The 19,917-nt window shown below is 74.1% G+C and carries 15 protein-coding genes; 5 read left to right on the top strand and 10 right to left on the bottom strand.

Annotated features, from left to right (window positions below; all coding sequences use genetic code 11):
* Nucleotides 1-203: 203 nt before the first annotated feature.
* On the bottom strand, nt 204-1,910 hold the full coding sequence (locus ACFV04_RS09965) for a DUF885 domain-containing protein (protein ID WP_380343056.1): 1,707 nt from the start codon (nt 1,908-1,910) through the stop codon (nt 204-206).
* A 139-nt stretch (nt 1,911-2,049) separates the two neighbouring features.
* Between ACFV04_RS09965 and ACFV04_RS09960 the strand changes: the two genes are divergently transcribed.
* On the top strand, nt 2,050-2,805 hold the full coding sequence (locus tag ACFV04_RS09960; protein WP_380528160.1) for a TetR/AcrR family transcriptional regulator: 756 nt from the start codon (nt 2,050-2,052) through the stop codon (nt 2,803-2,805).
* 120 nt (nt 2,806-2,925) lie between these two features.
* Here the strand turns inward: ACFV04_RS09960 and ACFV04_RS09955 are convergent, their stop codons facing one another.
* Nucleotides 2,926-3,777, bottom strand: a complete 852-nt coding sequence (locus ACFV04_RS09955; protein WP_360253961.1) for a fumarylacetoacetate hydrolase family protein — start codon at nt 3,775-3,777, stop codon at nt 2,926-2,928.
* Nucleotides 3,778-4,068: 291 nt separating this feature from the next.
* Here ACFV04_RS09955 and ACFV04_RS09950 point away from each other — a divergent pair, with 291 nt between their 5' ends.
* Nucleotides 4,069-4,767 (top strand): MBL fold metallo-hydrolase, encoded by a 699-nt coding sequence (locus ACFV04_RS09950; protein ID WP_380528157.1) that lies wholly within the window; start codon nt 4,069-4,071, stop codon nt 4,765-4,767.
* Here the strand turns inward: ACFV04_RS09950 and ACFV04_RS09945 are convergent.
* The 7 genes from ACFV04_RS09945 to ACFV04_RS09915 all read right to left on the bottom strand — a co-directional run bounded on the left by ACFV04_RS09945 (nt 4,723) and on the right by ACFV04_RS09915 (nt 11,809).
* Nucleotides 4,723-5,940: a protein kinase gene (locus ACFV04_RS09945; protein WP_380343066.1), complete on the bottom strand. Its 1,218-nt coding sequence runs from the start codon at nt 5,938-5,940 to the stop codon at nt 4,723-4,725. The two genes, ACFV04_RS09950 and ACFV04_RS09945, sit on opposite strands and share 45 nt — an antisense overlap.
* Before the next feature lie 112 nt (nt 5,941-6,052).
* Nucleotides 6,053-7,042 (bottom strand): ABC transporter substrate-binding protein, encoded by a 990-nt coding sequence (locus ACFV04_RS09940; protein ID WP_380528154.1) that lies wholly within the window; start codon nt 7,040-7,042, stop codon nt 6,053-6,055.
* Between the two features lie 114 nt (nt 7,043-7,156).
* Nucleotides 7,157-7,909: an amino acid ABC transporter ATP-binding protein gene (locus ACFV04_RS09935; RefSeq protein ID WP_360254199.1), complete on the bottom strand. Its 753-nt coding sequence runs from the start codon at nt 7,907-7,909 to the stop codon at nt 7,157-7,159.
* A 38-nt stretch (nt 7,910-7,947) separates the two neighbouring features.
* On the bottom strand, nt 7,948-8,961 hold the full coding sequence (locus ACFV04_RS09930; RefSeq protein ID WP_380528151.1) for an amino acid ABC transporter permease: 1,014 nt from the start codon (nt 8,959-8,961) through the stop codon (nt 7,948-7,950).
* A gap of 175 nt (nt 8,962-9,136) precedes the next feature.
* Complete coding sequence (locus ACFV04_RS09925; protein WP_380343074.1) at nt 9,137-10,084, bottom strand: ABC transporter substrate-binding protein; 948 nt, start codon at nt 10,082-10,084, stop codon at nt 9,137-9,139.
* A 10-nt stretch (nt 10,085-10,094) separates the two neighbouring features.
* Complete coding sequence (locus tag ACFV04_RS09920; RefSeq protein WP_380528148.1) at nt 10,095-10,631, bottom strand: GNAT family N-acetyltransferase; 537 nt, start codon at nt 10,629-10,631, stop codon at nt 10,095-10,097.
* Complete coding sequence (locus tag ACFV04_RS09915; RefSeq protein ID WP_380528145.1) at nt 10,628-11,809, bottom strand: LLM class flavin-dependent oxidoreductase; 1,182 nt, start codon at nt 11,807-11,809, stop codon at nt 10,628-10,630. Before ACFV04_RS09915 ends, ACFV04_RS09920 begins: the two co-directional genes overlap by 4 nt.
* A gap of 706 nt (nt 11,810-12,515) precedes the next feature.
* Between ACFV04_RS09915 and ACFV04_RS09910 the strand changes: the two genes are divergently transcribed.
* Together ACFV04_RS09910 and ACFV04_RS09905 are read left to right on the top strand one after the other, a co-directional pair.
* Nucleotides 12,516-13,463 (top strand): amino acid ABC transporter permease, encoded by a 948-nt coding sequence (locus ACFV04_RS09910; RefSeq protein ID WP_380528142.1) that lies wholly within the window; start codon nt 12,516-12,518, stop codon nt 13,461-13,463.
* Complete coding sequence (locus ACFV04_RS09905) at nt 13,460-15,385, top strand: FAD/NAD(P)-binding protein (protein ID WP_380528139.1); 1,926 nt, start codon at nt 13,460-13,462, stop codon at nt 15,383-15,385. The genes ACFV04_RS09910 and ACFV04_RS09905 overlap by 4 nt, the downstream gene beginning before the upstream one ends.
* Nucleotides 15,386-15,466: 81 nt before the next feature.
* Here ACFV04_RS09905 and ACFV04_RS09900 read toward each other — a convergent pair whose 3' ends face one another.
* Nucleotides 15,467-17,419 carry a protein kinase gene (locus ACFV04_RS09900; protein ID WP_380528136.1) on the bottom strand — a complete coding sequence of 651 codons (1,953 nt, stop codon included), beginning with the start codon at nt 17,417-17,419 and terminating at the stop codon, nt 15,467-15,469.
* A 161-nt stretch (nt 17,420-17,580) separates the two neighbouring features.
* On the opposite strand from ACFV04_RS09900, the gene ACFV04_RS09895 reads away from it, so the two are divergent.
* Complete coding sequence (locus ACFV04_RS09895; protein ID WP_380528133.1) at nt 17,581-19,860, top strand: FdhF/YdeP family oxidoreductase; 2,280 nt, start codon at nt 17,581-17,583, stop codon at nt 19,858-19,860.
* Nucleotides 19,861-19,917: the final 57 nt, after the last annotated feature.

Genomic DNA, 19,917 nt, shown 5'->3' with positions numbered 1-19,917 from the left:
CGAGCCTTCCGGAGTGGGTCGGAGAGGTCACGTAGTCGCCTTCCAGCCAATACCCGGGCCCGACGAAAGGGCAAGGAAAAACCTTGCCAAATCGGACTTTTGGGACAAAAGAACCAGGGTCCTGGGACTACGGGACGAGTCCCCGGGACCCTGGTTCCGTCCCCTCGACCGGCGCCTCGACCGGCGCCTCGACCGGCCGGGGCCTACAGCGCCGAGAGCTCGTCGACCAGGTCGTCCAGGCCCAGCGAGCCCTGCGAGAGCGCCGCCATGTGCCACGCCTTGAGGTCGAACTCCTCGCCGCGCGCCTCGTGCGCCGCCCGCGCCGCCGCCCGGCCGCGCAGCCAGGCCCGCTCGCCGAGCTTGTAGCCGATCGCCTGGCCGGGCATGCCCAGGTAGCGGACCAGCTCGCTGTCCAGGAAGTCGTCGGACAGGCCGCAGTACTGCCCGAAGAACTCGCGGGCGTGCTCCGGGCTGACCGGCTCGCCCGGCTTGTACGGCGAGTCGGCCGGGAAGTCCAGACCCGCGTGCATGCCGATGTCGACGATGACCCGCAGCGCGCGCATCATCTGCGCGTTGAGGTAACCGAGGCGCTGGCCCGGGTCGGTGAGGTAGCCGAGCTCGTCCATCAGACGCTCGGCGTACAGCGCCCAGCCCTCCAGGTTGGCGCTGACCCCGCCGAGGCTCACCTGGTAGGTGGAGAGCCGGTCGGCGACGTAGTTCCACTGCGCGAGCTGCAGGTGGTGGCCCGGGACGCCCTCGTGGTACCAGATCGACACCAGGTCCCAGAGCGGGAAGCGCTCCCGGCCGAGCACCGGCAGCCAGGTCCGCCCCGGGCGGTTGAAGTCCAGCGACGGCGGGGTGTAGTACGGCGCGGCGGCGCTGCCGGACGGGGCGATCATGGACTCGACCCGGGTGACCGGCTCGGCCAGGTCGAAGTGGGTGCCCTGGAGGTCCCGGATCGCCTGGTCCATCAGGCCCTGCAGGTGCTCCCGGATGGCCTCGACGCCCTCGACGGCCGGGCCGTCGGTACCCAGCCAGGCCATCGCCGCCATCGGGTCGGAGCCGGGCAGGACCTTCTCGGCCTCGGACCGCATCTGGGCGAGCAGGTCGTGGAACTCGGTCCAGGCCCAGGCGTACGCCTCGTCCAGGTCCAGGTCGGCGCCGGCCCAGTAGCGGACCCACCGGCGGTAGCGCTCGCGGCCCACCGCGTCCGGGGTGTCCGCGGCCGCCGGGCCGTAGACGTCGCGCAGCCACTCGCGCAGCGCCGCCAGCGCCTCGGAGGCGGCCACCGCGTACCCGGACAGCTCGGCGCGCAGACCCTCCGGCGCGTCCTGGACGAACTGCCCGAACCAGCCGCCGGGGACCTCCCCCTCCAGCCACTCGCCGATCTGCCCGACCACCGTGCCCACCTGGCGCGGGCCGGACAGCAGGCCCCGCTCGATGCCGGCGGCCAGCGTCTGCCGGTACTGCTCCAGCGCGACCGGGACCTTCGCCAGCCGGCGGCCGAGCACCTGCCACTCGGCCTCGGTGCCGGTGGCCATCAGCGTGAAGGACTCCCGCAGCTCGTGCACCGGGGAGGCCAGGTTGCGCACCGCGCGGAGGTCCTCCCCCGCGTCGTGGACGGCGAGCTCGGCGGTCAGCCGCTCGCGCAGCAGCCGGGCGCAGCGGCGCTCCGCCTCGTCCTCGGCGGCGCCGGCCCGTTCGGCCTCGTCGAGCTGCGCCAGGGTGCGGCGGCCGAGGTCGGCGATCGCCTCGCGGCCGGCCGGGGAGAGGTCGGGCAGCCGCTCGTCCTCGGGGTTGAGACCGAGGTAGACCGCGGTCAGCGGGTCGAGCTCGGCCAGGGCACGGACGTACCCGTCCGCGATGCGGCGGGGGGTGGTGCCGTCGGCGGTGATCAGTTCTTCAACCATTCGGACATCATTTCGTGGCGCAGCCCGTTTGCAACCCCCTGACCACCGGCGTCCGTCGGCCCTTCCCCGGGGTCGACGCGCGAAAATCCGTTCGGCGCGACAGGATCCGATCCGTCCGACGCCCATTACGCTGACCGCCATGGAAGCCCGCCCCACTCCGGCATCCGACCAGGTGCCCGCCCCGGCCGTACCCGACCTGCGCCCACGCCGCACCGGCTACCGGCGACTGCCGGTCCAACAGCGGCGCGAGCAACTGATCGCGGTCGCCCTGGAGCTGTTCGCCTCCCGGCCGCCCGAGGAGGTGAGCCTGGACGACGTCGCCGAGGCCGCCGAGGCCTCCCGCCCGCTGGTCTACCGCTACTTCGCGGGCGGCAAGCAGCAGTTGTACGAGGCCGCGCTGCGCACCGCGGCCGACGAGCTGACCAGCCGCTTCGCCGTCCCGCTCGCCGGGACGCCGTCCGAGCAGCTCTCGGCCGTGCTGGACGGCTACTTCGCCTTCGTGGCCGAACACGACGCGGGCTACTCGGCGCTGCTGCGCGGCGGTTCGGTGGTGGAGACGGCCCGCACCTCGGCGATCGTCGACGACGTCCGGCGGGCGGCACTGCGGCGGACGCTGCGCCACCTGGGCGTGCGCGAGGCCGGGCCGCGGCTGACGCTGCTGGTGCGCTCGTGGATCGCGGTGGTCGAGGGCGCGTCGCTGAGCTGGCTGGACGAGGGACGCACGCTGCCGGTCGCCGAGCTGCGCGACTGGCTGGTGGACCAGTTCACCGCGATGGCGGCGGCGACGGCCCTGCACGATCCGCAGACGGCGGAGGTGCTGGCCGGGGTGCTCGCCCTGGAGGGGCCGCGGGCGGAACGGGCGGAGCGGCTGCGCGAGGTCCTGCACCGGCCGTGAGGCGGCCGGCGGGGGCGGGGGCGGTGCGGGCGGTGCTGCGACGGCCGTGAGGCGGCCGGCGGGGGCGGTGCGGGCGGTCCGCGGACCCGACCCCCGTGCCAAGGGTCGGGACGTCGCGGGTCACGCCTTGCCGAGCACCTGGCGCTGGCGGCCGAGGCCGTCGACCTCGATCTCGACGACGTCGCCCGGGGCGAGGAACGGCGTCCCGGGGCGGCCCAGGGTGACCCCGGCCGGAGTGCCGGTGACGATCACGTCGCCCGGCTCCAGCACCATGAACCGACTGGCGTAGCGGACCAGTTCGAGCACCGGGAAGATCATCTCGGCGGTGCTGCCGTGCTGCCGCTGCTCGCCGTTGACCCAGAGCCGCAGCGTCAGGTCCTGCGGGTCCGCCACCTCGTCGGCGGTGACCAGCCAGGGCCCGAGCGGGGTGAAGGTCTCCGCCGACTTGCCCTTGTCCCACTGGCCGCCGCGCTCGAACTGGAAGGCCCGCTCGGTGACGTCGTTGGCGATCGTGTAGCCGGCGATCACCCCGGCGGCCTCGGCGTGCGAGTCCAGGTAGCGGGCGGTGCGCCCGATCACCACGGCCAGCTCGGCCTCGTAGTCGGTCTTCTCGCCGCCGCGCGGCACCAGCACCTCGTCGTACGGGCCGACCACCGTGGAGCTCGGCTTCAGGAAGATCACCGGCTCGTCCGGGATCGCGGCCCCGGCCTCGGCCGCGTGGTCGCGGTAGTTGAGCCCGATGCCGACCACCTTGCCCGGCCGGGCCACCGGCGCACCCACCCGCTGCCCGTCCAGGTCCACCGTCGGCAGGACGCCGGCGGCCACCTCCCGGGCCAGTGCGGCCGGGTCGAGCCCGGCCAGGAAGGCCCCGTCGAGGTCGCGGGCCCGTCCGGAGAGGTCGTACGCGGTGCCGTCCTCACCCAGGACGACCGGGCGCTCGGCGCCCGGGGGTCCGACGCGCAGGAGCTTCATCGATCCGTCACCAGCCTTTCGTCGCAGCTCACCGGGGCGGCACGGAGACCGCTCCCGAGTCCGGCAACGAGGTATACCAACGGCCCGGGGCGGCGGGCCAGACCGTCCCGATGGGCGAAATCCTCCCGGTTTCCGTCCCGGCCCGGGCCCCGGATCGGCGGCACGCACGGTTGACACCGGCCGGGACCGGCCCGCGCCGGCGGGCGCGAACCGCTCCGCCGTCGGCGAACGCCCGCACGCCCAGGGCGAACGCGGGCGTGCCGCGCCGGTGCGGGGCGCAGGATCCGGGACATGGAGATCACCCGGGTACGCGACGAGTTGCACATGATCACACTGGACTTCGGTGCCGCCTACCTCTGGCGGGACGACCACGGACTGACCCTGGTCGACACCGGCATCGCCGGCTCCGCCGACGACATCGAGAAGGGCATCCGCGCCGTCGGCCTGGATCCGGCCACGCTGCGCCGGATCGTGCTCACCCACCACCACGAGGACCACACCGGCTCCGCCGCCGAGCTCGCCCGCCGCCGGGGCGCCGAGGTGGTGGCGCACCGGCTGGAGGCGCCGGTGGTGCGGCGCGAGCAGCCGCCGGTGCCACCGGTGCTCAGCCCCTTCGAGCAGCAGCTGTGGGACGGCCTGCCGCCGATCCCGCCCGCCGAGCCCTGCCCGGTGCACCGCGAGGTCGAGGACGGGGACCTGCTGGACACCGGCGGCGGCGCGATGGTCCTGCACGTGCCCGGCCACACCGACGGCAGCATCGCGCTGCACCTGCCCGGGCCCGGCGTGCTGTTCACCGGGGACGTGGTGTCCAACGTCGGGGGGCAGACCCGGCCGGGGGTGTTCCACACCGACCCGGCCCGGGCCCTGGCCTCCTTCCACCGGCTGGCCGCACTGCCGGTGGGAACGGCCGTGTTCGGGCACGGCGACCCGATCGCCGAGGGCGCCTCAGCCGCCCTGCGCGCCGCCGCCGAGCAGCACCCGCAGGCTTAGCGCGCGCGGCCGGCCGGGCCCGAGCCGGGCGACCTCCCGCTGCCAGTGCGCGAGGTCGCGCCGCGCGTCGGCCCTGGCCTCCGGGGCGGCGCCCGGCACCTGCGTCAGCTCGTCCAGCAGGGCGACCGCGGCGCCCGGGCTGCCGTCCCGGGCCAGCCAGAGGGCCAGGTCGTGGCAGGTGCGCAGGGTGCGCGGGTCGTCCGGGCCGCAGATCCGGGCGAAGTCGGGGACGAGGGCGGTGAGGATCTCCACCGCCTCGGCCGGCTCGTCCGCCGCGCCGTGCTGCCAGGCCCGGTCGGCCCGCCGGCGCAGCTGCTCCGGGCTGGGGTCGTCCGGCCGCAGCATCCCCGGCCGGACGGCGCGCAGCCGCTCCAGCACCTCGGCGGCCCCGGACGGCCGGTCCTCGGGCCGTTTGGCGAGCAGCCGGGCGACCAGCTCGGCCAGCGCCGGGTCCTTGCTGCGCACCCGCGGCGGGACCTCCTCCAGGTGCTTGTACATGTACTCGGCGGCCGAGGCGGCGCGGAACGGCCGTCCACCGGTGCAGACCTCGTACAGCATGACGCCGAGCGCGTAGAGGTCGGCGCGGCCGTCCACCGCGCCGCCGGACCAGCACTCGGGCGCGAGGTACGGGACGGTGCCGATCACGTTGCCGGTGGAGGTGAGCCGGACGGTCTGGGTGACCAGTCGGGCGATGCCGAAGTCCAGGACCTTGGCCCGCTCCCCCTCCCCCTCGTCGGTGACCATCACGTTCTCGGGCTTGATGTCCCGGTGGACGACGTCCGAGCGGTGCGCGGCGTCCAGCGCCTTGCAGACGTGCCGGATCCAGCGCAGCGCCTTCGCGTGGTCCGGCAGGCCCTCCTTGAGCACCTCGGACAGCGCCCGGCCGCGGACCAGCTCCATCACCAGGTAGGGGATCTTCCCGGAGCCGGCCGCGGTCCACCCGTAGTCGTACACGGTCACGATGTGCGGGTTGCTGAGGCTGCCGGCCGTCCTGGCCTCGCCGGCGAACCTGCTGACCGCCTCCCGGTCGGTGGCGTGCTCGGCGAGCAGCACCTTCACCGCGACCTCCCGGGGGATGGTCGTGTCGGTCGCCCGCCAGACCACGCCGAAGCCGCCCCTGCCCAGCCGCTCCTCCAGCCGGTACCGGCCGCCGAGCACCTCGCCCTTCTCCATGCCCTCCCCCAACTCGACCGCGCCCGCCCGGCGTTCGCCGTCGGAGGGGTCACCATAGCGGCGGGCGGGGACGAACGGGTGAACGGAACCGGGTGGGTGTGCCGGGAGGCCGCTACGGCTTCGGCTTGGGCAGGCCGGGCGGGTTGGTCTCGGAGGACCGCACGGCCTCGCCGTCCAGGCCCCAGCGCTTGAGCACCTGCCCGTAGGTGCCGTTCCTGATCGTCTCGTCGATCGCCGCGCCGAGTGCCTTGACCAGGCCGTTGTCCTTCTTCGTGGTCGCCGCGATCTTGCCGATGACATCGGCGCCGCCGCCGGAGTAGGTGCCGACGACCTCGGTCTCGCCGGTCTGCACCGCGTGGAAGGCCAGGCTGGGGTTGGGGCCGGTGTAGACCTCGATCCGGCCGGAGGACAGCGCCAGGTAGTAGTCGGTGCCCTGGAAGTACTTGATGTCGATCGGCTTGCGGCCGGCCCGGACGTTCTCCTCGCTCCAGGCGACCAGCAGCTTCTCCTGGTTGGTGCCGGTGGCGACGCCGACCGACCTGCCCGCGAGGTCCGCGGCGCCGGCGACCTTGAGGCCGCTGCCCTTCCTCGCCTCGAAGCCCAGGACGTCCAGCCGGTACGTGGCGAAGTCGTACTTCTCCTTGCGCGCCTCGGTGACCGTGATGTTGGACAGGCCCACGTCGTACTTGCCGCTGTCCAGGCCGACGAAGATGTTCTCCCAGGACACCGGGTTGAACTCGACCCTGAGGCCGAGCACTCCGCCGATCAGGGTGGCGATGTCCGGCTCGACGCCGATGACGGTCCTGTCGTCGTTGGCGTAGAAGTCCAGCGGCGGGGTGGTGCCGATCGAATCGACGACGGTCAGCGTCCCCTTCTTCCTGATCTCCTCCGGGACGAGCGCGGCGATCGCGTCGACCTTCGGTGTCGTCACCCGGTCCTGGTTCGGCGACAGGTTCACCACCGTGCCGTCGGGCGCGGTGCTGCCCCTGGCCGGGGCGAGTTCCGCCGCGGCACCCGTGGCGCCGCTGCCGCAGCCGGCCAGGACGAGGGCGGCGGCGAGTGCGGCGGCCGAGGCCACCAGGGCACGGCGGGGTAGGGACATGGCGGAACTCCTGCTCGGTGAAGGGGACCCGGAGGGGGCGCGGGAAAGGGGCGCGGAAAGGGGGCGCGGAAAGGGGGATGCGGAGAAGGAGGGACGTGCGGCAGGGCGGCGCGTTCAGAGCACCTTGGCGAGGAAGGCCCGGGTCCGGTCGTGCCGGGGCCGGTCCAGCACCTCGGCGGGCGGGCCCTGCTCGACGACCACGCCGCCGTCCATGAAGACCACGGTGTCGGCGACCTCGCGGGCGAACCCGATCTCGTGGGTGACCACGATCATCGTGGTGCCGCTGCGGGCCAGGTCCTTGATGACGTCCAGCACCTCGCCGACCAGCTCCGGGTCGAGCGCCGAGGTCGGCTCGTCGAACAGCAGCACCTTCGGCTCCAGTGCCAGCGCCCGGGCGATCGCCACCCGCTGCTGCTGCCCGCCGGACAGCTGCCGGGGGTAGGCGGCGGCCTTGTCGGCCAGCCCGACCCGCTCCAGCAGCGCCGACGCCGTCGCCCTGGCCTCGGCCCGGGGCCGGCGCAGCGCGGAGACCGGCGCCTCGACCAGGTTCTCCAGCACGGTGAGGTGCGGGAACAGGTTGAAGTTCTGGAACACGAAGCCGATGCCGGTGCGCTGGCGCAGCACCTCGCGTTCCTTGAGCTCGTACAGCTTGTCCCCGGAGCGCCGGTAGCCGATCAGCTCGCCGTCGATCGCGACGTGGCCGCGGTCCAGCTTCTCCAGGTGGTTGATCGCCCGCAGCAGGGTGGACTTGCCGGAGCCGGACGGACCGAGCACCACGGTCACCGAGCCGGCCGGGACGTCCAGGTCGACCCCGCGCAGCACCTCCAGCCGGCCGAAGCTCTTGTGCAGGCCGCGGACCTGCACCATCGGGGCGGCGTCGGTCGGCCCGGTCTTCGTCAGGGTGGTCACGGCTGTCCTCCGGAGGTGCGGGCGACGGGCGAGGTGCGGGCGGCGGGCGGGGTGCGGGCCGGCAGGCTCCGGACGAGGGCCCGGACGCGCTGCAGCGGGGTGGGCGGCGGGGTGCGCCGCGCGCCGCGGGCGAAGTGGCGTTCGACGTAGTACTGGCCGATCGACAGCAGGGTGGTGAGCACCACGTACCAGACGGTGGCGACCATCAGCAGCGGCACCACCCGGCCGGTCCGGCCGTAGATGACCTGGGTCTGGTAGAAGAGCTCGCCGATGGCCATCACGTAGACCACCGACGTGCCCTTGAGCAGCGAGATGACCTCGTTGGCGGCGGCCGGCAGGATGCCCCGCATGGCCTGCGGCAGCACGATCCGCCAGGCCTGCCGCCGGCGCGGGATGCCGAGGGCGGCGGCGGCCTCCCGCTGGCCGGCGTCCACCGCGATGACGCCGCCGCGGATGATCTCGGCGGCGAACGCGGCCTGGTGCAGTCCGAGGCCGAGCACCGCGGCCCCGAGCGCGCCGAGCACGCCGACGGTCTCGAAGTCGCCGAAGGTCGGGCCGAAGGGGATGCCGAACCCGAACCGCTTGTAGAGGTAGGAGAGGTTGAACCAGAACACCAGCTGGACGATCAGCGGGATCGAGCGGAACACCCAGACGTAAGCCCAGGCGATGGCCCGCAGGATCGCGCTGCGGGACAGTCGCATCGCGGCCACCCCGGCGCCCAGCAGGAAGCCCAGCACCGTTCCGTAGGCGGTGAGTTCGAGGGTCCGGCCGATCGCCTGGAGGATGGTGTCGGCGGTGAAGTAGACCCGGAAGGTGGCCCAGTCCCAGCCGGGGTTGGTGGCCAGGCCGTGGGTGAACTGGGCGAGGACGACCAGGGCGACGGCCCCGGCCGCCCAGCGCCAGGGGTGCCGGGCGGGGACGGTCGGCAGGCCCTCCAGGGCGTCGAGGTCGACGGCGGCCGCGGTTCTGCGGCGGGCCGGGGGCGCGGGGGTCTCGGTGGTGACGGTCATCGGAGGCTCCTTGGGCCTGTGGGCGGAGGACCCGGCGTCGAGGGGCCCGGCGTCGAGGGGCCCGGCGGCGGAGGACCCACCGGTGGAAGGCCCGGCGTCGGAAGGCCCCCCGACGGAAGGCCCGGCGGCGGAGAGCCCACCGCCGGAGCGGGCCGGCGGCGGAGCGGGCCGGTGCTCACGCGTGCTCGGGCGGGCTGATCTGCGATTCCTTGATGGCCGAGTCGGTGACCCCCCACTTGCGCAGGATCCGCTCGTACGTCCCGTCCTTGATCAGCTGGTTGACCGCCGCCTGGAAGGCCGGGGTGAGCTTCGAGCCCTTCTTGAAGGCGAAGCCGACGTCGAGGCGGTGGAACTCGCCGAGGAAGCGGAGGCCGGAAGCCTCCTGCGAGGCCTGGTGGCGCAGGCCGTTGATGGTGGACATCTCGACGTCGACCCGGCCCTGCTGGAGGCTGGTCAGCAGCGCACCGCTCTCGCTGAACGCCTTGACCTCGTACGGCTTCTTCCCGGCGTCGGTGCAGACGTTCCTGCGGCTGTTGAGGGTGGTCTCGAAGGTGGTGCCGGCGCCGGTGCCGACGGTCAGCCCGCACAGCTGGACCAGGTCGGTGATCGGCTGGATCGCGGTGTTGTCCTTCTTCACCGCGAAGCCCTGGCCGTCGTCGATGTAGGTGACGAAGTCGATGGTCTTCAGCCGGGCCGTGGTGACCCCGAAGTTGCCGGTGCCGACGTCGAACTTCCCGCTGTCCAGGGCGGGCAGGATGGTCTCGAACGCGGCCTCCTGCCGTTCCACGGCCAGGCCGAGCACCTTGGCCACCGCGTCGGTGAAGTCCACGTCGATCCCGGCGGGCTTCTTGCCGACCTGGTCGACGTAGAACGCGGTGGGCGCCGCGCCGAAGGACGAGCCGAACTTCAGCGTGCCGGCCCTGCGGACCTCCTCGGGCAGCAGCGCGGCCGCGGCCTCCGACCTGGCCAGGCCGGAGACGACGTCCTCGGTGGCGGAGGCGGCCGGGCCGCCCGTCCCCGCCGCACCCGCGATCTTCGGGTCCGAGCCGCAGGCGGCCAGGGCCAGGACCGGCAGCAGGGCGGTGGCCGCGAGCAGGCGGCGGCGGACGGTGGTGGTTCTCACGGGGGGCCTTTCAGGGGGTGTGGACGGGCCGCCGCGCGGGCGCGGCGGGGAGCAGCTGCCCGGACGGGTCGGGAAGGTCCTTCTCGAACGGCAGCGGGCCGATCGTCAGCGGATCTGCGCTGACGTCGAACAGCGGGGTGTACCCGGCCGCCAGGTAGAGGCCCCTGGCCTCCGGCTGGCGCGGCCCGGTGGTGAGGTGGATGCGGGTGTAGCCGGCCTCGGCGGCGGTCCGCTCCAGTTCGGCCAGCACCCGGCGGGCCAGGCCGCGGCGGCGGTGCGCGGAGTGCGTCCACATCCGCTTCACCTCGGCGGTGTGCTCGTCGTACCGCTTGTACGCGCCGCCGGCCACCGGTTCGCCGCCCTCCAGCAGGAGCAGCAGCACGCCGTGCGGCTCGGCGAAGGCCTCGCCCGGGTAACGGCTCATCTCCCGGTGCGCCTCGGGGCCGTACCGGGTGACGTACTCGTGGGTGAGTTCGCGCAACAGCGGCTCGACCAGCCGGTCGTCGACGGTGACCCGGCGGAACTCGGCCGGCGGTGCCGTGCTCACGCCTGCACCGCGATCAGTTGCCGGCGGTCGCGCTCGGCCCGCTCGTCCCGGGCCACCTGCTCGGCGGCCTTCGCGGCGTCCCGCTTGGCGACCTCCTCGCGGACGATCGGGATGACGTACCGGCCGAAGTCGATGGCGTCGTCCAGCAGGTGGTAGCCGCGGGCGGACAGGATGTCCACGCCGAGGTCGTGGTAGTCCAGCAGGGCCTGGGCGACCGTCTCCGGGGTGCCGACCAGCGCGTTGGAGTTGCCCGCCCCGCCGGTGGCCGCGGCGGTCGGGGTCCACAGCGCGCGGTCGTAGCGCTCGCCGGCCTCGGCGATCTCGATCAGCCGCTGCGAGCCGACGTTCTCGGGTGTCACGGGCTCCGGCGTCGCGGGCCCCGCCGTCCGCCCCGCCGCCGGCCGGGCGGCGGCCCGGCGGGCCCGGATCGCGGCGACCGTCCGGTGCGCCTTCTCCCAGGCCAGTTCCTCGGTCGGCGCGATGATCGGCCGGAACGCCACCTGGATCCGCGGCAGGTCGGTCCGCCCGGCGGCCCGCGCCGCCTCCCGCACCCGCTCGATCTGCTCGGCGGTCCGGGCCAACGGCTCGCCCCAGAGGCAGTAGATGTCGGCCTCGGCGCCGCCGGCCGCGTAGGCCGCGTCCGAGGAGCCGCCGAAGGAGACCGCCGGACGCGGTTGCTGCACCGGGAAGACGTCCGAGACGAAGTCCTCGAAGCGGTAGTGCGGGCCCTCGTGGTCGAAGGGCTCCCGGCTGGTCCACGCCTTCTTCACGATGCCGATGTACTCGCGGGTGCGCTCGTAGCGCTCGTCCTTGGTGAGGAAGTCGCCCTCGCGGCGCTGCTCGTGGTCGTTGCCGCCGGTGATGAAGTGCACGGTGAGCCGGCCGTCGCTGATCCGATCCAGCGTCGCGAAGGTCTTGGCGGCGAACGTCGGGTAGGAGACGTTGGGCCGGTGGGCCAGCAGGATCTGCAGCCGGTCGAGGTGCGAGGCGAGGTAGGCCGCCGAGGCCGCCGGCTCCGGGGCGCCGGCCCCGTACGCGAAGAGCACCCGGTCCCAGCCGTGGTCCTCGTGCGCCCGGGCCAGCCGCAGGGTGTAGTCGCGGTCGAAGGCGGCGGTGGTGCGCGGGGTGGTCTCCGAACCGTCGCCGGTGGCGGCGATGCCGAGGAATTCGACGGGCATGGCGGAACCTTTCGGGTGAGCGGGGATCCGGTGGGCCGCGGGTGGGCGGACCGGAGGCGGCCGTGACGGGGCGGCCGTCGGGCACGTGACGGTGACAGCGGGCAGGCTGGAGCGCGGCGAAGGCCGGACCGAACGGGGGAACAGGGGAAGCAGGGAACGGGGAACTGCCGGAGCGCAGTGCGAAGTCGGCGATGACAGCGAATGCCTGACGTACCGTCATATGAGGACGGCGACTCCCGGCCCGCGGCGGGGCAAACCGAGGGAGGACTCCCCGAGGGAATCAGGGCCGAGGGAATCAGGACCGAGGACGGTCAGGGCCGAGGACGGTCAGGGCCGGACGGGCGGCCGCTGTCGGGTCAGCCGCGACACGCCGCGGACCACACCCGACCGAAGTCGATGTGGTCGCGGGTGACCAGGGGCTGCTCGGCGTACATGGCCTCAAGTTGAGCAGCCGCCCGGTCCCGCGTCAACCACCCATCATTGCCGCACTGTTGCGATCTCCTGTCACTTCCCCGACCGCTGCCGCAGGACCGCCCCCACCCCTCGGGCCACCCTTGACAGCCCTCGTTCGCGCATGCGTACGATCACGGCGGAGTGCAGTGCAACCGTGCCGGACGCGTTGAGGGACGCGGGCCGGCACCCCAGGCCGTACGTACGTGACCGCCGCCGTACCCGCCCGCCCGCACTCCCGCCAGGAGCCTCCGCCATGGCCACCCCGCAGGACGTCCTGCCCGCCCCCTCCGCACTCGACCGCTCCGCCCCGCCGCCCGCGGCCCGGATCGTCGCCCGCCGCAAGCCCGGCCAGTGGGCCGCCGCCGGCGTCGCACTGCTGCTGGCGACGATGGCGGTCACCTCGGTGATCCGCAACGAGGCCTTCCAGTGGAGCGTGGTCGCGGACTGGTTCACCGCCCGGTCCGTGCTCGACGGCCTCACCCTGACCCTGTGGCTGACCGCCGTCACCCTCGCGCTCGGCTTCGTGTTCGGCACCGTCCTCGCCGTCATGCGGCTGTCCGCCAACCCGGTTCTGCGCACGCTCGGTTGGGTGTACATCTGGATCTTCCGCTCCACCCCGCCGCTGGTGCAGCTGCTGTTCTTCTTCAACATCGGCGCGCTCTACCCCACGCTCGGCCTCGGCATCCCGTTCGGCCCCGAATTCGTCACCGTCAGGACGGTCGACCTGATCGGCCCCACCCTGACCGCCGTCATCGGCCTCACCCTGCTGGAGACCGCCTACGCCGCCGAGGTGATCCGCGGCGGCATCCTCTCCGTGGACCGCGGCCAGCTGGAGGCGGCCGCCGCGCTCGGGATCGCCCGCCGGCGGGTCCTGCGCCGCATCGTCGTGCCGCAGGCGATGCGCGCGATCGTGCCGACCGCCGGGAACATGCTGATCGGCGCGCTCAAGGGCACCAGCATCGTCAGCGTGCTGGCCGTCTCCGACCTGCTCTACTCGGTGCAACTGGTCTACCTGCAGTCGTACCGGGTCATCCCGATGCTGATGGTCGCCACCATCTGGTACCTGGTGATCACCACCCTGCTGTCCATCGGCCAGTACTACCTGGAACGGCACTTCGCCAGGGGCGCCACCCGCGACGGCCTGCCGCCCACGCCGCTGCAGCGGGCCCGCGCGGCCTACCGACGGGTGGTGGGGGCGTGACGACGCTCGTCATCGTCGGCGCCGGCCCGCGCGGCACCGGTCTGCTGGAGCGGATCGCCGCCAACGCCGCCGAACTCCTGCCCGCCGAACGTCCGTTGGAGATCCACCTGGTCGACCCGTACCCGCCCGGCGCGGGCCGGATCTGGCGCCACGACCAGTCCCCGCTGCTGCGGATGAACTCGATGGCCGAGGACGTCACCATGTTCACCGACGAGCGCTCCACCCTCGAAGGACCGGTCCGCCCCGGCCCCTCGCTCGCCGAATGGGCGGTACGCCAGGCGGAGTTCGCGCCGTACCGGGAGGTCGCCGACCCGACCGTCCGGGCCGAGCTGGACAGCCTCGCGCCCACCGACTTCCCCACCCGCCGGGCCCAGAGCGCCTACCTGGACTGGGTGTTCCGCCGCACCGTCGCCGACCTGCCGCCCCACGTCGGCGTCACCGTCCACCGGGACACCGTGCGGCGGATCGACGGCCCCGCCGACGGCCCGCAGACCGTCCACCTCGGCGACCGGACGCTCACCGCCGACCACGTCGCCCTCACCCTCGGCCACCTCGACTCGGCCCCGCACCCGCGCCACACCGCCGACGCCGACTTCGCCGCCCGACACGGCCGCTTCCACCTCCCGCCCGCCTACTCCGCCGACACCGCCGCCGAGTTGGCGCGCATCACCCCCGGCGAACAGGTGGTGCTGCGCGGCCTCGGCCTGGCCGCCGTCGACCTGGTCTCGCTGCTCACCGAGGGCCGCGGCGGCCGCTTCGAACCCACCGGCCGCGGCGACGCGCTGCGCTACCACCCGTCCGGCCGCGAACCGGTGCTCCACCTCGGCTCCCGGCGCGGCGTCCCGTACCACTCCAAGACCGGCTACCGGCTGCAGGGACCGCCCGCCCCGCTCCCCCGGTACTTCGACGCGGCCGCCGTCGACGCCGTGCTCGCCGGCGAAGGGCCGCTGGGGCTACGGCGCGACTTCTGGCCGGCGATGGCCAAGGAGGTCGCCTTCGGACACTTCCACGAGCTGTTCCACGCCCACCCCGAACGCACCGCCCTGCCCTGGCCCGCGTTCCTGGCCCGGTACGACCGGCACGGCTGGTACACCCCCGAACTCGCCGCCCTGGTCGCCGAGGCCGTCCCCGACCCGGCCGACCGGATCGACTTCGAGCGGCTCGACCACCCGCTGGCCGGCCTCGAACTCGCCTCCGCCGAGGAACTCCAGGCACACCTGCGCGAATACGTCGCCGCCGACGCCGACCGTCGCGCCGCCCCCGCGCACAGCGCCGACCTCGGCGCCTTCCTCGCCCTGCTCTCCCTGTTCGGCCAGCTCCAGCGGGTCCTCACGAGCGGCCGGCTCACCGCCCGCTCGGTCGCCGAGGACGTGGACGACTGGTTCTTCGGCTATTTCAGCTTCCTCGCCTCCGGTCCGCCCGGCTTCCGGCTGCGCCAGCTGCTCGCACTGTCGGAGGCCGGGGTGGTGCGCTTCCTCGGCGCGGGCGTACGGGTCGAACGGGACGAGGCCACCGGCACCTGGCGCGCCTCCGGCACCACCGTGCCCGGCCACACCGTCCACGCGACGGCACTCGTCGAGGCGTACCTGCCCAAGCACGCGCTGGCCCGCACCCTCGACCCCGTCCTGCGCGAACTGCACCGCACCGGGCGGATCGTGGAGGAGGTGGTGCGCGACCCCGACTACACCCACCGGTCCGGCCTGGTCACCATCGCCCCGGCCGACAGCCGGTTGCTCGACCCCACCCTGGGCGGTGCCCCGCACCCGCGCCGCACCGCGCTCGGCCCGCACACCAGCCTGCGCTCGGCCGCCGCCTTCGCCCGGCCGCGCACCGACGCCCCGGGCTTCCGGCAGAACGACGCGGCCGCCCGGGTCCTGCTGCGGGCCCTGGCCGCGCTCCCGACGGCGGCCCTGGCCGCGTGAACGTGACCGTGACCGTGCCCGGCCGTCGCAAGCGGGGAGCCGGGAGCCGGGAGCCGCCGTCGACGACCGCCCGCAGAAACGTCAGGGGCCGAAGATCTCCTCCACCAGGTCCTCGTCGGAGACGTGGTCCGGGGCGCCGAACACCACGTCCGCGACGCCCTTCAGGCCGATCCCGCGGTCCAGCGCGTCCATGCAGGCCCGGGCCTCCCCGTCGGTGGCGAAGTCCCAGACCCGCAACCGGCGCACCAGCACCAGCGCCTCCACCGGGCTCATCCTCGGCGTCCGGCGCCGGTGCGGTCCGCCCGCGCCGCGGCGGCCCGCACCGGCGAGCCGCTGCTGGTAGCCGGCCAGGTCCTGCCAGGCCTGCGCGGTGCTCGGGTGGTGCTCACCGAGGACCCGGGCGAGGTCGGGCAGCAGCCCGTGCAGTTCGAGCACGGCGCCCTGCAGGTCGTCCCGGTTGGCCCGGTGCACCGCGAGGTCGTGCCGGGCCTTCAGGACGCGGGTGTCGTGCGGGCCCCAGACGGCGTGGAGATCGGGCAGCAGCTCGTGCAGCAGCCGGATCGCGGTGACCGTCGCACCGCTCTCGCCGACGCACCACACCAGGTGGTAGCGGGCGCCGAGGGTGTCCGGGTCGAGCGGGCCGAGCGCCGAGCGCATGTCGTCGACGACGCTCGTCAGCAGCCGGATCGCGCCGTCCAGGTCCCCCGTCCGGCTGAGGTACCAGGTGAAGTCCCGCCAGGTGCACAGGGTGTCGCGGTCGCCCGCGCCGAGCGCGGTCACGCACTCCTGGGCGACCGCCTGCAGCTGGATCGCCGACTCCCCGGCCGTCGCCGCCCCGTACGCGGCCGACCGCCGCTCGCGCAGCGCGGTCCGTACGCCGTCGGCGGGCGGTACGGCGAGCACCGGCGGGGTGGTCAGCGGCGACAGCACCGACGGCGCGGCGCTCGGCACGACGGGCGGGGCGGCCGGCGGCGCCGTCGGCGCAGCGGTCGGAGGTGCGACGGCCGGAGCGGCTGCGGGCGGCGCCACGGGCGGAGCGGTCGGCGCCGGCGGCACCACCGGCCCCACCGCGAGCGGCCCCACCGCGACCGGCGCAGCCTGCGCCACCGGCGCGGCCTGCGCCACCGGCGCGGCCTGCGCGACGGGCGCGGCCCGGTCGACCACCGTCGGCACCGCCACCGGCGTGTCGGCCGGCGGTACCGGCACCGCGGCCAGCTCCGCCAGCCGCCGCGCGACCGTCCTGGCGTCGGCCGGCCGGTCCGCCGGGTCCTTCGCCAGCAGTTCCGCGACCAGTCCGGCCACCTGCGGCGGCAGTCCGAACTGCGCCGGGTCCAGTGCCGGGGGCGCCTCGTTGAGGTGCTGGTACATCAGCACCGGCGTCGAGTCACCGCCGAACGGCCTTGCCCCGGTGAAGAGTTCGACCAGGACGCAGCCGAGGGCGTAGAGGTCCGCCCGGCCGTCCACCCGGCCGCCGGTCCACCGCTCGGGCGCCATGTAGGCGGGGCTGCCGACGATCGTCCCGGTGGTGGTGAGCCCGCCCGCGCCGGTGTCCAGCTGGGCGATGCCGAAGTCCAGCACCTTCAGGTGCCCGCCGCCGGTGAGCATCACGTTGTCGGGCTTGATGTCCCGGTGCACCATGCCGGCGTCGTGCGCGGCCGCCAGCGCCTCGCTGATCTGCCGTCCCCAGCGCAGGCCGAGCGCGGGCTCGGGCAGTCCCTCGCGCAGCACCTCGGTCAGGGTGCGGCCGGTGAGCAGTTCCATCACCAGGAAGGTGACCTCGCGGTCGCCGACCTCGCACTGGCCGAGGTCGTGCACGGTGACGATGTGCGGGTGCGACAGGTTGCCGGCCGCGCACGCCTCCCGCACGAACCGCAGGGCCGCCTTCGCCTGGTCGCCGCCGTGGTGCCCGATGACCTTGACCGCCACCGGACGCCGCATCCGGGTGTCCCGGGCCCGCCACACCACCCCGAACCCGCCCTGTCCGAGCTTCTCCTCCAGCTCGTACCGGCCGTCCAGGACGTCACCGACTCGCACGCGCCCCTCCCCCATCCGCCATGACGGACGAGACTCTACCGACGCCGCCGACCGCCCCTCCCCCCGCCCACGGCCAGGTGGAAGGATGGGCACCGTGCCCCCGCGACGGAGCGGCGGCCCCGGCGGTACGGCCGGATCGAGCAGAGCCGAGGAGAGCGGTCATGGCCAAGCAGGCCCCGCAGAGCGACCCGGCGCAGGACGCCCCCGAGGTTTCCGCGCCCCAGCACGCGGCCGCCGGACTGCCCGCCGTGGGCCACAGCCTGCGGATGGCCGCCGAGCAGATGGGCGCCCGCCGCACCCTGGCCACCCTGCGCAAGGTCAACCAGCCGGACGGCTTCGACTGCCCCGGTTGTGCCTGGCCCGAGCCGGACAGGACGCACACCGCCGAGTTCTGCGAGAACGGCGCCAAGGCCGTCGCCGAGGAGGCCACCGAGCGCCGGATCCGCGCCGACTTCTTCGCCGCCCACCCGGTCGCCGACCTGGCCGGGCGCTCCGGCTACTGGCTGGGCCAGCAGGGCCGGCTCACCGAGCCGATGCTGCTCGACGAGGGCGCCACCCACTACCGGCCGGTCTCCTGGGACGACGCGTTCGCGCTGATCGCCGAGGAGCTGCGCAGCCTGGACACCCCGGACGGCGCCGCCTTCTACACCTCCGGCCGCACCAGCAACGAGGCCGCCTTCGCCTACCAGCTGTTCGCCCGCCGGCTCGGCACCAACAACCTGCCGGACTGCTCCAACATGTGCCACGAGTCCTCCGGCTCGGCGCTCACCGAGACGCTCGGCGTCGGCAAGGGCAGCGTCAGCCTCAAGGACCTCTACCAGGCCGACCTGATCATCGTGGCAGGCCAGAACCCGGGCACCAACCATCCCCGGATGCTCTCCGCGCTGGAGCGCGCGAAGCGGGCCGGCGCCACGATCGTCAGCGTCAACCCGCTGCCGGAGGCCGGCCTGGAGCGGTTCAAGAACCCGCAGAACGCCCGCGGCCTGGTCGGCCACGGCACCAAGCTGACCGATCTCTTCCTGCAGATCCGCCTCGGCGGCGACCTCGCGCTGTTCCGCGCGCTCAACCGGATCGTGCTGGAGCAGGACGGCGTCGACCGCGACTTCGTCGCCGAGCACTGCCACGGCTTCGAGGAGTTCGAGGCCCAGGCCCGGAAGACCGAGCGGGACGAGGTGCTGGCCGCGACCGGCCTGCCCTGGGAGCAGATCGAGGAGCTCGGCCGCCTGGTGCTGGGCTCGAAGAAGATCATCGTCTGCTGGGCGATGGGCCTCACCCAGCACAAGCACGCCGTCCCCACCATCCGCGAGGTGGTCAACTTCCTGCTGCTGCGCGGCAACGTCGGCCGCCCCGGTGCCGGTGTCTGCCCGGTGCGCGGGCACAGCAACGTCCAGGGCGACCGGACGATGGGCATCTTCGAGCGGCCCGCCAAGGCCTTCCTCGACGCGTTGGAGAACGAGTTCGGATTCGAGCCGCCACGCGAGCACGGCCTCGACTCGGTGGACACCATCCGCGCGATGCGCGACGGCAAGGTCAAGGTCTTCTTCGCGATGGGCGGCAACTTCGTCGCGGCCAGTCCGGACACCGAGGTCACCGAGGCGGCGATGCGCCGCTGCAGGCTGACCGTCCACGTCTCCACCAAGCTCAACCGCTCGCACGTGATCACCGGCGCCCGCGCCCTGATCCTGCCCACCCTCGGCCGCACCGACCGGGACGTCACCGGCGCCGGCGCCCAGTTCGTCAGCGTCGAGGACTCGATGGGGCAGGTCCACGCCTCCCGCGGCGGGCTGCGGCCGCCCGCGCCCGGCCTGCTCTCCGAGACCGCGATCGTCTGCCGCCTCGCCCGCGCCGTCCTCGGCCCGCGGGACACCCTGCCGTGGGAGGACTTCGCCACCGACTACGACACCCTGCGCGACCGGATCGCCCGCGTCGTCCCCGGCTTCGCGGACTACAACGAGAAGGTCCGCCGGCCGGGCGGCTTCACCCTCCCGCACGGTCCCCGGGACTCCCGCACCTTCCCCACCGCGACCGGCAGGGCCAACTTCACCGTCAACCCGCTCACCGCCCCCGAGGTCCCGCCGGGCCGCCTGCTGCTCCAGACGCTGCGCTCGCACGACCAGTACAACACCACGATCTACGGCCTCGACGACCGCTACCGCGGCATCAAGGGCGGCCGCCGGGTGGTCCTGGTCAACCCCGCCGACGCCGCCGAACTGGGACTCACCGACGGCGAGTACGTCGACCTGGTCGGCGAGTGGAAGGACGGCGTCGAGCGCCGCGCGCCCCACTTCCGGGTCGTCCACTACCCCGTCGCCCGCGGCGGAGCGGCGGCCTACTACCCCGAGACCAACGTCCTGGTCCCGCTGGACTCCACCGCCGACATCAGCAACACCCCGACCTCCAAGGCCGTGGTGATCCGCTTCGCCGCCGACACCGGCGTCTGACCCCCCACCACGGGCTGGCCGCCCCCCAGCACCAGACCCCGGCGGGCGGCGCAGCAG

This window comes from Kitasatospora sp. NPDC059599, from assembly GCF_042735125.1.
Lineage (GTDB): Bacteria > Actinomycetota > Actinomycetes > Streptomycetales > Streptomycetaceae > Kitasatospora.
This window is presented reverse-complemented; position numbering and strand designations above follow the sequence as displayed.

Coding starts and splice junctions, on each gene's coding strand:
- ACFV04_RS09965 (WP_380343056.1), bottom strand. CDS start 1,910: ATGGTTGAAGAACTGATCACCGCCGACGGCACCACCCCCCGCCGCATC.
- ACFV04_RS09960 (WP_380528160.1), top strand. CDS start 2,050: ATGGAAGCCCGCCCCACTCCGGCATCCGACCAGGTGCCCGCCCCGGCC.
- ACFV04_RS09955 (WP_360253961.1), bottom strand. CDS start 3,777: ATGAAGCTCCTGCGCGTCGGACCCCCGGGCGCCGAGCGCCCGGTCGTC.
- ACFV04_RS09950 (WP_380528157.1), top strand. CDS start 4,069: ATGGAGATCACCCGGGTACGCGACGAGTTGCACATGATCACACTGGAC.
- ACFV04_RS09945 (WP_380343066.1), bottom strand. CDS start 5,940: ATGGAGAAGGGCGAGGTGCTCGGCGGCCGGTACCGGCTGGAGGAGCGG.
- ACFV04_RS09940 (WP_380528154.1), bottom strand. CDS start 7,042: ATGTCCCTACCCCGCCGTGCCCTGGTGGCCTCGGCCGCCGCACTCGCC.
- ACFV04_RS09935 (WP_360254199.1), bottom strand. CDS start 7,909: ATGGTGCAGGTCCGCGGCCTGCACAAGAGCTTCGGCCGGCTGGAGGTG.
- ACFV04_RS09930 (WP_380528151.1), bottom strand. CDS start 8,961: ATGACCGTCACCACCGAGACCCCCGCGCCCCCGGCCCGCCGCAGAACC.
- ACFV04_RS09915 (WP_380528145.1), bottom strand. CDS start 11,809: ATGCCCGTCGAATTCCTCGGCATCGCCGCCACCGGCGACGGTTCGGAG.
- ACFV04_RS09910 (WP_380528142.1), top strand. CDS start 12,516: ATGGCCACCCCGCAGGACGTCCTGCCCGCCCCCTCCGCACTCGACCGC.
- ACFV04_RS09895 (WP_380528133.1), top strand. CDS start 17,581: ATGGCCAAGCAGGCCCCGCAGAGCGACCCGGCGCAGGACGCCCCCGAG.